10 protein-coding genes and 1 other RNA gene are annotated in these 14382 nt (G+C 65.5%); 4 read left to right on the top strand and 7 right to left on the bottom strand.

Going from position 1 to position 14382, the window contains the following annotated elements:
* Positions 1-4: 4 nt before the first annotated feature.
* The 7 genes from ACUDP5_RS07290 to ompA all read right to left on the bottom strand — a co-directional run bounded on the left by ACUDP5_RS07290 (position 5) and on the right by ompA (position 7959).
* Positions 5-2218, bottom strand: coding sequence for a hypothetical protein (locus tag ACUDP5_RS07290; RefSeq protein ID WP_445658462.1), 2214 nt, complete (start codon positions 2216-2218; stop codon positions 5-7).
* Positions 2219-2253: 35 nt separating this feature from the next.
* Positions 2254-3414 (bottom strand): non-hydrolyzing UDP-N-acetylglucosamine 2-epimerase, encoded by a 1161-nt coding sequence (gene wecB, locus ACUDP5_RS07295; protein ID WP_445658463.1) that lies wholly within the window; start codon positions 3412-3414, stop codon positions 2254-2256.
* A 406-nt stretch (positions 3415-3820) separates the two neighbouring features.
* Positions 3821-4210, bottom strand: a transfer-messenger RNA (tmRNA) gene (ssrA, locus tag ACUDP5_RS07300).
* Between the two features lie 92 nt (positions 4211-4302).
* A complete protein-coding gene (locus tag ACUDP5_RS07305; protein ID WP_263910673.1) occupies positions 4303-5481 on the bottom strand; it encodes an MFS transporter in 1179 nt (392 codons plus the stop codon).
* 330 nt (positions 5482-5811) lie between these two features.
* A complete protein-coding gene (locus tag ACUDP5_RS07310; protein ID WP_263910674.1) occupies positions 5812-6486 on the bottom strand; it encodes an HAD-IA family hydrolase in 675 nt (224 codons plus the stop codon).
* Positions 6483-7211, bottom strand: a complete 729-nt coding sequence (gene ubiG, locus ACUDP5_RS07315) for a bifunctional 2-polyprenyl-6-hydroxyphenol methylase/3-demethylubiquinol 3-O-methyltransferase UbiG (protein WP_263910675.1) — start codon at positions 7209-7211, stop codon at positions 6483-6485. The genes ACUDP5_RS07310 and ubiG overlap by 4 nt, the downstream gene beginning before the upstream one ends.
* Before the next feature lie 154 nt (positions 7212-7365).
* A complete protein-coding gene (gene ompA, locus ACUDP5_RS07320; protein WP_183003882.1) occupies positions 7366-7959 on the bottom strand; it encodes an outer membrane protein OmpA in 594 nt (197 codons plus the stop codon).
* A 413-nt stretch (positions 7960-8372) separates the two neighbouring features.
* On the opposite strand from ompA, the gene gyrA reads away from it, so the two are divergent.
* The 4 genes from gyrA to hisC are packed head-to-tail and all read left to right on the top strand — an operon-like array spanning position 8373 to position 14376.
* Positions 8373-11039 (top strand): DNA gyrase subunit A, encoded by a 2667-nt coding sequence (gene gyrA, locus ACUDP5_RS07325; protein ID WP_445658464.1) that lies wholly within the window; start codon positions 8373-8375, stop codon positions 11037-11039.
* Positions 11039-12169, top strand: coding sequence for a 3-phosphoserine/phosphohydroxythreonine transaminase (gene serC, locus ACUDP5_RS07330; RefSeq protein ID WP_263910677.1), 1131 nt, complete (start codon positions 11039-11041; stop codon positions 12167-12169). The genes gyrA and serC overlap by 1 nt, the downstream gene beginning before the upstream one ends.
* Entirely contained in the window at positions 12162-13247 is a 1086-nt protein-coding gene (pheA, locus tag ACUDP5_RS07335) for a prephenate dehydratase (RefSeq protein WP_263910678.1), read from the top strand. Before serC ends, pheA begins: the two co-directional genes overlap by 8 nt.
* Before the next feature lie 7 nt (positions 13248-13254).
* The gene (gene hisC, locus ACUDP5_RS07340) at positions 13255-14376 is read left to right on the top strand and encodes a histidinol-phosphate transaminase (protein ID WP_263910679.1); all 1122 of its coding nucleotides are present in this window, start codon (positions 13255-13257) and stop codon (positions 14374-14376) included.
* Positions 14377-14382: the final 6 nt, after the last annotated feature.

A 14382-nucleotide genomic window follows, 5' to 3' on the forward strand; every position in this document is an offset into this window, starting at 1 on the left:
TGGATTACTTGCTGTCCTTGTTCTTTCTGCGGCTGGCACGCATCGCGAAGATCAGGATCAGCAGCAACACCAGCAGGCTGATGCTGACCGCCGGCACGCTCCACGAGATATAGCGGCGCCATTCGAAGAATGCGCTTTCACCGGCGCCGGGCGGATGGCTCGCGTCGGGGTTGGCGCTGTCGATCCAGGCCACCGGGCCCGCGGCGCCGATGATCGCCACATTGCCGCGGTTCAGCACGAACGGGGCGTCCAGCATCCCGGCGCGCTGACCCAGGGTGTGCCACAGCACGCCGTCCTGGCCGCTGGCGTTGATGACTTCGGCCGTGCTCAGGTGATCCAGTCCGGAGATATCCAGCCAGGCCGCGTTCTTGCCGTCCACGCGCAACTGCTTGCGGTCGGTGACCGTGACCATCGGCTTGGCGCCGTCCACGGCCACTTCCATCGCCAGGAACGGGCGGGCGGGCTTGACCGCCTGGCCGCCTGCCGCCACGGTGAGTTCGGCGCGGGAGGTCGAGACGCCGCTGGCCGAGGCAATGCCGATCAGGCGCTTGAGGTTGTCGGGGGCGTCGGCCAGATAGCTGTCGGGCACGATCACCTGCGGGCTGCCGGCAAGCAAGGGCAAGAGCCCCACGAAGGTGCCGTCCGGCTCGGCCCGGTCAGGCTTCACGTAGCTGGTCGGCAGCACGTTCACCGGGTAGCCCTGCGGAATCTCGTTGCAATCGACCGACACCGGCTGGCGCTGGAAGGTCACGCGCACGGCGTTGGTGACGCCCAGCGCGTAGCCGGGCACGCGCGCCGTCAGGCGTTCGGGCTTGCCATCCGCATCCAGCTGCTTGGCGGCCAGCAGGATACCGTTCCAGAACACCGATGCCACTGGCCGGGTCGACGACGCCCCGGGCGCGGCCGATACGTCCATGACCAGCTCGCCGGGCATGCGGCCATCGGACGACACCGCAGCCAGCGGGAAGGTCGTGTTCCAGTCGCCGCTGGCCACCACGTTGAAGCTGTTGGGCGAGCCGCCCAGCGCCGTCAGGCGCAGGCCGCCGTCCTTGAAGGTTTCGGGCGGCATTGCAGTCTTGACCTGCACCTGGCGCGTCACCAGGATGCGGCGCCAGGCGGTGTCGAACGCCCCCGCGCCCTGCGCGCCGGCATCGGCGGCCACCGCGATCACGGCCTGGCGGCCCATGGCGGCCAGACGGATTTCCTTCGATTGCAGGTCGGCCGCCGCCAGCGGCGCGCGGCGCGCGCGCCAGGTCTTGAAGGCTTCGGCGGCATCCGCGTCGGAGGCAAACTGCGATTGCAGCGCATCCAGCGCCTCGTTCAGCTTGGCGCGCAGCCCGGCATCGGCGATCACGACGTCGCCCGCCACGGCCGGCGCGCCCATGACCAGCAGTGCGCCGATCTCGGCGGGATTGGCCAGCTTGTGCTTGTCATTGCCTGCCAGTGCGGCGAACGCGGGCACGTGCGACAGGCCCTCCGGGGCCTGCAGGCCACGCGTGTCGATCTCGTCGCCCACGGCAGGAAAGGCCCGCACCGCGACGCGCTTGCCGGCCCGCTCCAGCGCCACGCCGATGCGCCAGGCGCTGTCAAAGGCCTGCTGGTCCAGCTTGGCGCCCGCCACGATCAGGGTCGGCTTGCCGGGCAGGGTGCCCCAGGCGTCATCCAGGTTGCCGATGGCCGAGGCGTCGTAGCGGTAGGTCAGGCGCGTCTGCGGTGAAATCGTCAGCGCATTGGCGGTAGCGCGATTGCTTTCACAGTGGCGCAGCGCGATTTCCGATTGCCAGTCCACGCCCACCCGCAGAAAGCCGCTTTCGCGGCTGCGCGGATCCACGGCGAAGCCGCGCGCCACCGTCCCGTCGCCGTCGGCGATGCGCTGCGCGTTCAGCGGCACGCCATCGGCCCACAGCACCAGGCTGGTGCGGCCCGGTTCGCCCTTGGTGTATTTGGCGTCGAAGTTCAGCGTGGCATCGGCAATCGGCACGCCGCGCGGCACCGGCAGGTAGAACTCCTGGCGCGCGTCGCTGTTGCTCAGCACCACCGGCTCGCCGATCCCCAGATCGGCCAGCGTGGTGTTGCGCGTCACCCAGTCATCGCCTTGCAGTTGACGCAGGGCGTCTCCGGCAGGGCTGGCCATCGCGCCCAGCGGCAGCAGCAGGCCGGCGGCCATCAGCGCGCGGCAAAGCGTCAGGGCGGCGGGAAAGGGAGTGGGCTTTGACATGGGGGCTCCGGGCGGGGAATGCGGGGCAGAAGGCGTCAGGCCGGCGTGCCGGCGTGGGATCCGTAGGGATCGAATTCGGCGACGGGGCGGCCGCACAGCGCGTCGACGATGCGCTGGCTGGCGTGGCCGTCGCCGTAGGGGTTGATGCGGCGCGAAAATGAGGCGTGCAGGGCGGGATCGTCCAGCAGCCGGTTGACCTCGGCGATGATGCGTTGCGTGTCGGTGCCGACCAGGGCAACGGTGCCGGCCTGCACGGCTTCCGGGCGCTCGGTGACTTCGCGCATCACCAGCACCGGTTTGCCCAGATAGGGCGCTTCCTCCTGCACCCCGCCGGAATCGGTCAGGATGAGATGGGCGCGTTGCATGAACCAGACAAAGTCCAGGTAATCCAGCGGATCGATCAGGTGGACGCGGTCCAGGCCGGCCAGATCCGTCATGACGACATTGCGGACCTGCGGGTTCAGGTGCACGGGGTAGACGATCTGCAGATCCTCGCGGCGGGCCAGTTCGGCGAGGGCGGCGCAGATGTTCTTGAAGCCGCCGCCGAAGCTCTCGCGACGGTGGCCGGTGACCAGCATCAGACGGCGCTTCGGGTCGAGCCAGTCATAGCGAGCTTGCAGGCCGCGCGCCAGTTCGCCTTCGGGCGCCAGCTTGGCGCACGTCATGGCGAGCGCATCAATGACCGTATTGCCCGTCACCGTAATGCGGCCTGCCAGGTTCTCGCGCAGCAGATTGCCGCGCGATTGCGCGGTCGGCGCGAACAGCAGGTCACCGATGGCGTCCACCACGCGGCGGTTCATTTCTTCAGGGAAGGGCATGGCCAGGTTGCCGGTACGCAGGCCTGCTTCCACGTGGCCAATGCGGATGCGGCGGTGAAACGCCGCCAGCGCACAGGCCGATGCCGTGCTGGTGTCGCCATGCACCAGCACGTAGTCCGGCTGCTCTTTTTCCAGCACCTCGTCGACGCGGCTGATCAGGCGGGCATACAGCCCGTTCAGGGTCTGGTTGGGCACCATGATGTCCAGGTCGTGCTGCGCGTGCAGGTCGAACAGCGCCAGCACCTGGTCAAGCATCTGGCGATGCTGGCCGGTCACACAGACGATGCTTTCGATCTGGGATTCGTTCTGCAGCGCCGTCACCAGGGGCGCCATCTTGATGGCTTCAGGACGCGTTCCGAATAGGGAAAGGATCTTCATCGCTGGCGAGTGGCCCATGCCGGTGGCATTTTCTTGCGTTTATTATGTCTTGAAAGTATTCGTAATATGTGACGGAGTATTTCCCGAGCTTCCGAATAGCTGGCAACAATTTGCGAAATTGCCTTGGGGTAAACGAAAGCGACCTTTCCCATAGAGACGTAAAATGGGGTCGCATCAACTTTCAATTTACTTTCAATGGGGTATCCCGGCGTATCCGGTGAGGTTTCTTTTAGTTACTAATAGGTCGGTGGGAAATATTGCGAATATTGCGGGAAGTGAATATTCGCGATGCATTGATGCCCGTGCAGATCACTCGCATCGATCTTCAAGGCGGGGGCGCAGCCGCGGTCGGGCAAAAAAAATGGCCAACCGGTAAGGTTGGCCATTTTGGCGACATCGCAGTATTTGGTGGAGCCGGGGGGAATTGAACCCCCGTCCGCAAGCCCTCTGCAATCAGTTCTACATGCGTAGTCGATTTATTTAGTTTTAACCTTGGACTTAGCCAACCGACAGGCCGGACCAAAGCGATTCACGTAATTTAAATCTGAGCCGTGTGACCCCAGCGCAGACCGATTCCTTGTGAATGTCGCTGCTGTGGTTCGAGGGTTACCCCCCTAGGAAGTTGCCTTCCTCCACCTGACCCAAGGACAGATCAGTGCAGCGGCTCACCGCTTAAGCGGCGAGAGCGAAACGCTCGTCGTTGGCGTTTGTAGTGTTTCCAGTGGTTTAACGAGCGAACTGGTGCTCGGCATGCCCTGAGTTGTTTCGCGACCCACGTCGAATCCGGATCGGCCCCAAGAAGTCTATTGTACTGGTAAACGCAATAGCCTGCTGCCTTTGTGCGCCCCGCCCGTCCGGGGGGGACGCACGCCTGTGCCGCAAGCCGCCTCAAGCCGCGTTGGCGCAAGCCGCCTTGTCGGCCGCACGCGGACGCGAGGCCGCCATCAGCAGGAAAGCCAGGGCCACCGACAGCGCCACGATGGCGGCGGCCGCCCAGCCCAGCGAGGCCAGGCCATACTGATCGATCACGCGGCCGCCCACCACGGCACCCAGGCCGATGCCGATGTTCGCGCCCGAGATATTGAGCGATGCGGCAAAGGCGGGCGCCTCGGGGGCCGACTTCATCAGGCGCACATGGCAGACGATGAACAACGCCGCCTGGGCAATGCCCCAGATCGTCAGCGCCACGGCCAGCAGGCCATGCGATTGCATCACCGGACCGACAAAGACCAGGCCTGCGGCCATCAGCGCCGAAAACAGCGCGGTCGCGCCGAGCGGGCTGCGGTCGACGAGGCGGCCGCCCAGCGTATTGCCAATCAGGCCCACCGCACCGAACGCCATCATGGTCCAGCCTACGATCTGGCCATTGAAGCCTGCCAGGCGCTCCAGCATGTCAGCCAAGTAGGTGTACGCGGTGAACATGCCAGTAAAGACCAGGAGCGACAGCACCACGTGGCCCACCACGATCGGATTGCGCAGGATGCGCAACTGGGTGACCAGCTTGACGCTTTCCGCGCGGATGCGAGTGCTGGGAAAGGCCAGCAAGAGCAGCAGCGCCTTGGCAAACGCCACGACCGACAGTACCCAGAACGCGGCGCGCCAGCCGAAGGCGTCGGAAATCAGCACGCCGATGGGAATGCCGAACACCGTGGCGGCGACGATGCCGAACGCCACCATCGAAATGGCGCGTCCGGCGCGGGCCGGCCCCACCAGTTCCACGGCCGTGGCGCTGGCCAGCGACCAGAACACCGGCAGGGCCAACGCCGGCACGAAGCGGGCGATCGCCATGACCCAGATATTGGGGGCCATTGCCGCCAGGGCGTTGGACAGGCCGAACAGGATCAGGACGCCGATGAACAGGCGTTTGCGCTCGATGTTGGCCATCAGCGCGGTCAGCAGCGGGCCGGTGGCCGCGACGGTGAAGGCGAACAGCGATACCAGCAGGCCGGCCTGGGACACGGTGACCCCCAGGTCGCGAGCCAGGCTGGGCAAGAGGCCGACGATCAGGAATTCCGTGGTCAGGATGGTGAAGCCGGCGGCCGAAAGTAGCAGGATGGGCAAAAGCATAGGCAATTCCTGGTGCGCGCGATGCCGTCGGCAACGCGCGGATAGTGCGGATGGGCGTATAAAAAAGGTCAGGACTGCGCACCGGTAACAGGTCGGTGCGCGGATGCACGAGGGCTGCGTGCCGTCGATGCGGTGAAATCGCTGCGCGGGCAGTGCCGTGCGGCGCCGGCGCTTGCCGGGAAAGGCAATCGGGAAGCACCCGTATTGCTCTCTATGGAGGTACTTTAATTCAACTGCCGCCCCGGATAAAGCGATCTCGGCCGGATAAATTGTTCGGTCAGCTCAACTAATTTGACCGAACGACAGCCATGTCCTGGGCGGCAGGCGCGCTCAGCGCAGGTCGCGCGGCAGCAGCGGCAAGATGGCCTGCCACAGTTCGTCCGGGGTATTGGCGCAGCCATCGGCTTCCCAGGCGTGCAGGTTGTCGTCTTCTCCGACATAACCATAGGCGGCGGCGACGGCCGGCATGCCGGCCGCATGGGCAGCCTGGATGTCGCGCAGGTCGTCACCGACATAGACGCAGCGATCCACCGAAAAGCCGGCTTCGCGCGCCGCGTGCTGCAGCGGCAGCGGGTGGGGCTTGGCGTGGGCGGTGGTATCGCCGCAGACGAGTACGGCGCTGTCTCGGGTCAGGTCGAGGAATTCAACGATCGGCAGCGTCAGGTAGGTGACCTTGTTGGTCACGATGCCCCAGGACAGGCCGCGCTGGCGGATGTCGTCCAGCAGCGCCTGGATTCCCGGGAACAGCTTGCTGTGGACGGTGGAGCTGGCGGCGTAGTCTTCCAGGAACTGCAGGCGGGTCGGCTCGTAATCGGGGTCCCCGGCTTTCAGGCCGAGCGCCACGCGGAGCAGGCCGCGCGCACCCTGGGAGGCCACCGGCCGCAGGGTTTCGTAGGGCAGGGGATCCAGCCCGCGGCGCGTGCGCTGCTGGTTGGCCGCGGCGGCCAGGTCGGGGGCGGTATCGGCCAGCGTGCCGTCGAAGTCAAACAGGATCAGGGCGCTCATTTGCGGGTAGCCATCAGGTAGTTGACCGAGGTGTCGGACGTCAGCGAGTAGATCTGGGTGATCGGGTTGTATTCCATGCCGCGCATGCCGACCGGTTCCAGGCCCGCGCCCCGGGCGGCCGCGGCCAGCTCGCTGGGCTTGATGAACATGTCATAGGTGTGGGTGCCGCGCGGCAGCAGGCGCAGCACGTACTCGGCGCCCACGATCGCGAACAGGAAAGCCTTGGCATTGCGGTTGAGCGTCGAAAAGAACACCCAGCCGCCCGGCTTGGTCAGCGCCGAGCAGGCGCGCACGATGGAGGCGGGATCCGGCACGTGTTCCAGCATTTCCATGCAGGTCACCACGTCGAACTGGCCGGCTTGTTCCGCGGCCAGCTGCTCGACCGGCACTTTGCGATAGTCGACCTTCACGCCCGACTCCAGGCCATGCAGGCGCGCGACCTTCAGCGACTTGTCGGCCAGATCGATGCCGGTGACGTCTGCGCCCGCGCGGGCCATGGCCTCCGACAGAATGCCACCGCCGCAGCCGACGTCCAGTACCTTCTTGCCGCCCAGGCTGCCCACCGATTCCTGGATCCATTCCAGGCGCAGCGGGTTGATCGCGTGCAGGGGTTTGAACTCGCTTTCGGGATCCCACCAGCGGCTGGCCAGGGCGCCGAACTTGTCCAGTTCGGCCTGGTCGGCGTTGATGGTGGCTTGGGCGGTGTCGGGGGTCTGGGTGGTCATGGGCGGTCCAGCATAAGGCGGCTCTCTATATATAGAGGGGGGCGTGACGCAGGGTGGCGTCGCGAGTGCCGGGGTGTTTGCACGATTTTGGTGCAAGCCGGGCGAAAAAAAGGGCCTCGCTATGCGAGGCCCCTTATTGTAGCTAGTCCGGCAATTACTTGCGGCTACCCACGATTTCGATTTCAACGCGACGGTTCTGGGCGCGGCCTTCCTTCGTCTTGTTGGAAGCGATCGGGTTCTTCTTACCCTTGCCTTCCGTATAGATACGGTTGGGATCGATGCCCTTGCTGACCAGGTAAGCCTTGACCGAAGCGGCGCGGCGCTCGGACAGCTTCTGGTTGTAGGCGTCCGTACCGATCGAGTCGGTGTGGCCCACAGCAATGATGGTTTCGAGGTCGATGCCACGGGCTTGCTGGGCGACTTGGTCCAGCAGCTGACGGCCTTCGGGCTTCAGCGTCGACTTGTCGAAGTCGAAGAACGTGTCGGCATTGAAGACGACCTTGGCCGCCATCGGGGCCGGCTTCGCCTTCGCTTGTGCAACCGGAACGCCGTCGCAGCCGGGGATACCGGTGGCCGGGGTCCAGAACGCATCGCGCCAGCACAGTTCGTTCGTACCGTTTTTCCAAACGTTACCGAACGGATTGCGCCAGTTGTCCACCGTCTGCGGATAGGACTGGGCCGAGGCTACACCCGAGGCCGTGACGGCAGCGAAGGCGAGCGCCAGAGCGAATTTGGAGGGTTTGTTCATGTTTCTCCTCGTTGAGCTTGAAGCTGGATAAGTGACTCGCAGCGAACCCCCGCCGCATATCAGGAAAACGGGGCCAGTATAGCAACGCCAAGAGCTGGTTCAAAGGAATAGCTACTGGGTTTCCTGCGTGCTGGAAACAATCTTAAGGCATTTGGGGGGCTTTGGCTTCCCTGGACAGGCGCATTGACGCTGGATATGGCGTTTTCGGCGCTCCATCCGTTTGGCCTGTTGGTTTTTGACAACAGGGCGTCGGGGCGTTGGCAGACGCGTCGGTGCCGCCCGTCGCCAGCATTGGGGCCGGCAGCCGCGCGGGACCGCGGGCGACGCCCTTGGGACCACGATCCGAATCGAATGATAGAATTTCCTGTTTACCCGGCCCGGGTTCCTCCTTACACGATTCTGTCGTTATATATATGGATTCCTTTGCCAAGGAGACGCTTCCGGTTTCGCTGGAAGAAGAGATGCGCCGCAGTTACCTCGATTACGCGATGAGCGTGATCGTCGGGCGGGCGCTACCGGATGTGCGGGACGGGCTCAAGCCTGTCCACCGGCGCGTGCTCTACGCGATGCACGAGCTGAACAACGACTGGAACCGCGCCTACAAGAAGTCGGCGCGTATCGTCGGGGACGTCATCGGTAAGTACCACCCCCACGGCGACCAGTCCGTCTATGACACCATCGTCCGCATGGCGCAGGATTTCTCCATGCGCTACATGCTGGTCGACGGCCAGGGCAACTTCGGTTCCATCGACGGCGACAACGCCGCGGCGATGCGTTACACCGAAATCCGCCTGGCCAAGATCGCCCACGAGCTGTTGGCCGACATCGACCAGGAAACGGTGGATTTCGGTCCCAACTACGATGGCAGCGAGCAAGAGCCGCTGCTGTTGCCCTCGCGCCTGCCGAACCTGCTGGTCAACGGCAGCTCGGGCATCGCCGTGGGCATGGCCACCAACATTCCGCCGCACAACCTCCAGGAAGTGGTCGACGGCTGCCTGTACTGCCTGCGCAATCCGGCTTGCACGGTCGATGAACTCATGGAGATCATCCCGGCACCCGATTTCCCCACGGGCGGCGTCATCTACGGCATGTCCGGGGTGCGCGAAGGCTACCGCACGGGCCGTGGCCGCGTCATCATGCGCGCCAAGACCCACTTCGAAGACATGGAAAAGGGCAACCGCCAGGCCATCGTGGTCGACGCGATTCCCTACCAGGTCAACAAGAAGACGCTGCAGGAGCGCATCGCCGAGCTGGTCAACGACAAGAAGATCGAAGGCATTTCCGACATCCGTGACGAATCGGACAAGGACGGCATGCGCCTGGTCATCGAGCTCAAGCGCGGCGAGGTGCCCGAGGTTGTCCTGAACAACCTCTACAAGAACACGCAGTTGCAGGACACCTTCGGGATGAACCTGGTGGCGCTGGTCGACGGCCAGCCCCGCCTGCTCAACCTGAAGCAAATGATCGACTACTTCCTGCAGCACCGCCGCGAAGTGGTCACGCGCCGCACGGTGTTCCAGCTGCGCAAGGCCCGCGAACGCGGCCACGTGCTGGAAGGCCTGGCGGTGGCGCTGGCGAACATCGACGATTTCATCGCCATCATCAAGGCGGCGCCGACGCCTCCCGTCGCGCGCCAGGAACTGATGGCCAAGTCGTGGGATTCGTCGCTGGTGCGCGAAATGCTCTCGCGCGCCGACGGCGATACGCCGGGCGGCCGCGCGGCCTTCCGCCCCGATGACCTGGGCGTGGAGTTCGGCCTGCAAGGCGACGGCATGTATCGCCTGAGCGACACGCAGGCGCAGGAAATCCTGAACATGCGCCTGCAGCGCCTGACCGGCCTGGAGCAGGACAAGATCGTCGGCGAATACAAGGACGTCATGTCCACCATCGCCGACCTGCTGGACATCCTGGCCCGCCCCGAGCGCATCACGACGATCATCGGCGAAGAGCTGCAGGCCATCAAGGCCGAATTCTCCACCGGCGCCAAGGACTCGCGCCGCTCGGACATCGAGCTGAACGCGACCGAGCTGGACACCGAAGACCTGATCACGCCCACCGACATGGTCGTGACGCTGTCGCATGGCGGCTACATCAAGAGCCAGCCGCTGTCCGAATACCGTTCGCAAAAGCGCGGCGGCCGTGGCAAGCAGGCCACCGCGATGAAGGAAAACGACTGGATCGACCAGCTGTTCATCGCCAATACGCACGACTTCCTGCTGTGCTTCTCGAACCGCGGCCGCGTGTACTGGCTCAAGGTCTGGGAAGTGCCGCAAGGCACGCGCAACTCGCGTGGCAAGCCCATCGTCAACATGTTCCCGCTGGCTGACGGCGAGAAGATCACGGTGGTGCTGCCGGTCAAGGAATTCAGCGAAGATCATTACGTCTTCATGGCGACCTCGCGCGGCACGGTCAAGAAGACCCCGCTGTCCGACTTCTCCAACCCGCGCAAGGCCGGCATCATCGCGGTCGACCTCGACGACGGCGACTACCTGATCGGCGCCGACCTCACCGACGGCAAGCACGACGTCATGCTGTTCTCGGACGCCGGCAAGGCCGTGCGCTTCGACGAGAACGACGTGCGTCCGATGGGCCGCAATGCCCGCGGCGTGCGTGGCATGATGCTCGAAGACACGCAGACCGTGATTGCGCTGCTGGTCGCCGGCGATGAAACCCAGACCGTGCTGACCGCCACCGAAAATGGCTATGGCAAGCGCACCCCGATCGGCGAATACACGCGCCACGGCCGTGGCACCAAGGGCATGATTGCCATCCAGACCAGCTCGCGCAACGGCAAGGTCGTCGGCGCCGTGCTGGTCATGCCTTCGGATGAAATCATGCTGATCACCACCGGCGGCGTGCTGGTGCGTACCCGTGTCGCGGAAATCCGCGAAATGGGCCGTGCCACGCAGGGCGTCACCCTGATCAACGTCGACGACGGCAGCACGCTGTCCGGCGTGCGCCGTGTCGTCGAAAGCGATGCGGACGACGACGGCGACGAGCTGGAAGACGGTCAGGACGCGGGTGGCGATAACGGCGACGACGCCAGCGCATCGGATACGACGGAACCTACGGAGCAATAATGGCCCGCCCCTGGAACTTCTCGGCTGGCCCCTCGGCCTTGCCCGAGGTGGTACTGCAGCAAGCCGCTGCGGAAATGCTGGACTGGCACGGCAGCGGCATGTCCGTGATGGAAATGAGCCATCGCGGCAAGCACTTCGTGCAGATCTGCGATGAAGCCGAGAACGACCTGCGCGAGCTGCTCGGCCTGTCGCCCGACTATGCCGTGATGTTCATGCAGGGCGGCGGTTCCGGCGAAAACGCCATCGTCCCCATGAACCTCATGGGCCGGCGCGGCGCGCCGGCGGCGGACTTCGTCGTGACGGGGCACTGGTCATCGCGTTCCTTCAAGGAAGCCGGGCGCTATGGCGACACCCACGTCGCCGCCACCAGCGCCCTGGCCACCCAGCTGGACGGACGCGAACAGGCGCCGTTCACGTGGGTGCCGCCGACCGACACCTGGAAGGTGCGTCCTGAATCGGCCTACCTGCACCTGTGCAGCAACGAAACCATCGGCGGCGTCGAGTTCATGGATTGGCCGGACACGGCTGCCCTGGGCGCACCCGACGTGCCGTTGGTCGTCGATGCCTCGTCGCATTTCCTGTCGCGCCCCATGGACGTCAGCCGCTGCGGCATGATGTACGCAGGTGCCCAGAAGAACGCGGGCCCCGCCGGCGTGACCATGGTCATCGCCCGCCGCGACCTGATCGGCCATGCGCTGCCGATCTGTCCGTCGGCGTTCGACTACGCCAACGTGGCCGCCGACCACTCGCGCTACAACACGCCGCCCACCTTCGCCATCTACATCGCCGGCCTGGTGTTCAAGTGGGTCAAGGCCAATGGCGGCGTTGCCGGCATGGAAGCCGCCAACCGGGCCAAGGCCGACCTGCTGTACGGCTACCTGGACAGCACCAATTTCTACCGCAATCCCATCCACGCTCCCGTGCGTTCGCGCATGAACGTGCCGTTCGTGCTGCGCGACGAGTCCCTCAACGACGCTTTCCTGCAAGGCGCCGACGCGGCCGGCCTGACCCAGCTCAAGGGCCACAAGAGCGTCGGCGGCATGCGGGCGTCGATCTACAACGCGGTGCCGCTGGCCGGCGTGGCCGCGCTGGTCGAGTACCTGAAGGAATTCGAGCGTCGCTATGGATGACGATCTGCAGCGCAAGCTGCGCCCCTTGCGCGACCGCATCGACGCGCTCGACGCCCAGATCCTGGACCTGCTGTCGCAGCGCGCCCGCGCCGCGCAGGAAGTGGGCGAAGCCAAGCATGCGGCGCATGCCGACGGCCCGGTGCTGCGCCCCGAGCGCGAAGCCGAAGTCATCCGGCGCCTGCAGCAATTGAACCCCGGTCCGTTTCCGGCCGCAGGCGTGGCGTCCGTCTGGACGGAAATCATTTCGGCCTGCCGAGGCCTCGAGCGCGGCATGACGGTCGCCTACCTGGGGCCGCAGGGCTCGTTTTCCGAGCAGGCCGCGCTTGAGCACTTCGGCCATGCCGTGCAGAAACTGCCGTGCGTGTCGTTCGACGAAGTCTTCCGTGCCGTCGAGGCCGGGCAGGCCGACGTGGGCATGGTGCCGGTCGAGAATTCCACCGAAGGCGCGGTCAACCGCAGCCTGGACCTGCTGCTCAATACGCCGCTGCGCATCCTGGGCGAACGGTCGCTGGTGATCCGTCACTGCCTGATGTCGCAGTCGGGCAACATGGACGGCATCAAGACGATTTCCGCGCACCCGCAGGCCCTGGCGCAGTGCCAGGGCTGGCTGACGCGCAACTACCCCGACCTGGAACGCGTGGCCGCGGCCAGCAATTCCGAAGCCGCCCGCCTGGCGGCGTCCGACCCGACCATCGCCGCCATCGCCGGTGAAGTCGCGGCGCCGGCCTGGAATCTGCAGGTCGTCAGCGCAGGCATCCAGGACGACCCCCACAATCGCACGCGGTTCCTGGCCATCGGCAACATCGAGCCCCTGGTCAGCGGCAAGGACAAGACCAGCCTGATCCTGGCTGTTCCCAACCGTGCGGGTGCGGTCTATGAAATGCTGGCGCCGCTGGCGGCCAATGGCGTTTCCATGACGCGCTTCGAGTCGCGCCCGGCCCGCACCGGCGAGTGGGAATACTATTTCTACGTCGATGTCCTGGGACATCGCAATGATCCGAACGTCGCGCTCGCCCTTGATACCCTGCGGGCGCAGGTTGCCTACCTGAAAGTGCTGGGTTCCTACCCGGCGCCGTGAGTCTTCCATGACCAACACCCCCAAGCCTCTCGCCGCTCCCGCCCACGTCAGCGCCATCGCGCCCTATCAGGCGGGCAAGCCCATCGAAGAACTGGCCCGCGAGTTCGGGCTGGATCCGGCCGGCATCGTCAAACTGGCGTCCAACGAAAACCCGCTGGGCATGCCCCAGTCGGCGCGCGCCGCCATGCTGGCCGCCGCCGAATCGCTGGCGCGCTATCCGGACCCCAATGGCTTTGACCTGAAGGCCGCGCTGGCTGCGCGCTACGACGTACCGATGAACTGGATCACGCTGGGCAACGGCTCCAACGACATCCTGGAAATCGCGGCGCTGGCGCTGCTGGAACCGGGCGCCTCGGCGGTCTACGCGCAGCATTCGTTCGCGGTCTACCGCCTGGCCACGCAGGCGCGCGGTGCGCGCCACATCGTGGTGCCGGCGCAAGACTACGGCCATGACCTGGACGCCATGTTCGAGGCCATCGCCGACGACACGCGCCTGCTGTTCATCGCCAATCCGAACAATCCCACCGGCACCTTCGTGCCGGGCGACAAGGTGGCTGATTTCCTGGAACGCGTGCATGCCGCGCATGGCGATCGCGTCACGGTGGTGCTGGACGAGGCCTACAACGAGTACCTCGATCCGGAACACCGTTTCGACAGCACCGCGCTGGTGCGCCGCTATCCCAACCTGATCGTCTCGCGCACGTTCTCCAAGGCTTACGGCCTGGCGGGCTTGCGGGTGGGCTTCGCGGTGGCGCAGCCGGCCCTGACCGACTTGCTCAACCGCGTGCGCCAGCCGTTCAACGTCAACACCCTGGCGCAGGCCGCCGCCGTGGCCGCGCTGGGCGATGCCGCGTATCTGGAACAGGCCTACGCCTCGAACAAGGCGGGCAAGGCGCAGCTTTGCGCGGCGTTCGACCAGCTCAAGCTGCGCTACGTGCCCAGCTACGGCAACTTCGTCCTGGTGCACGTCGGCGACGCCCCGCGCATCAACCTGGCGCTGCTCAAGCGCGGCGTCATCGTGCGTCCGGTGGCCGGCGACGGCCTGCCCGAGTGGCTGCGCGTGTCTATCGGCCTGCCGCAAGAGAACGCCCGCTTCATCGACGCGCTGACCGCCATCCTGTCCGAATGAACGGCG

Source organism: Achromobacter sp. NCFB-sbj8-Ac1-l (genome assembly GCF_052695805.1).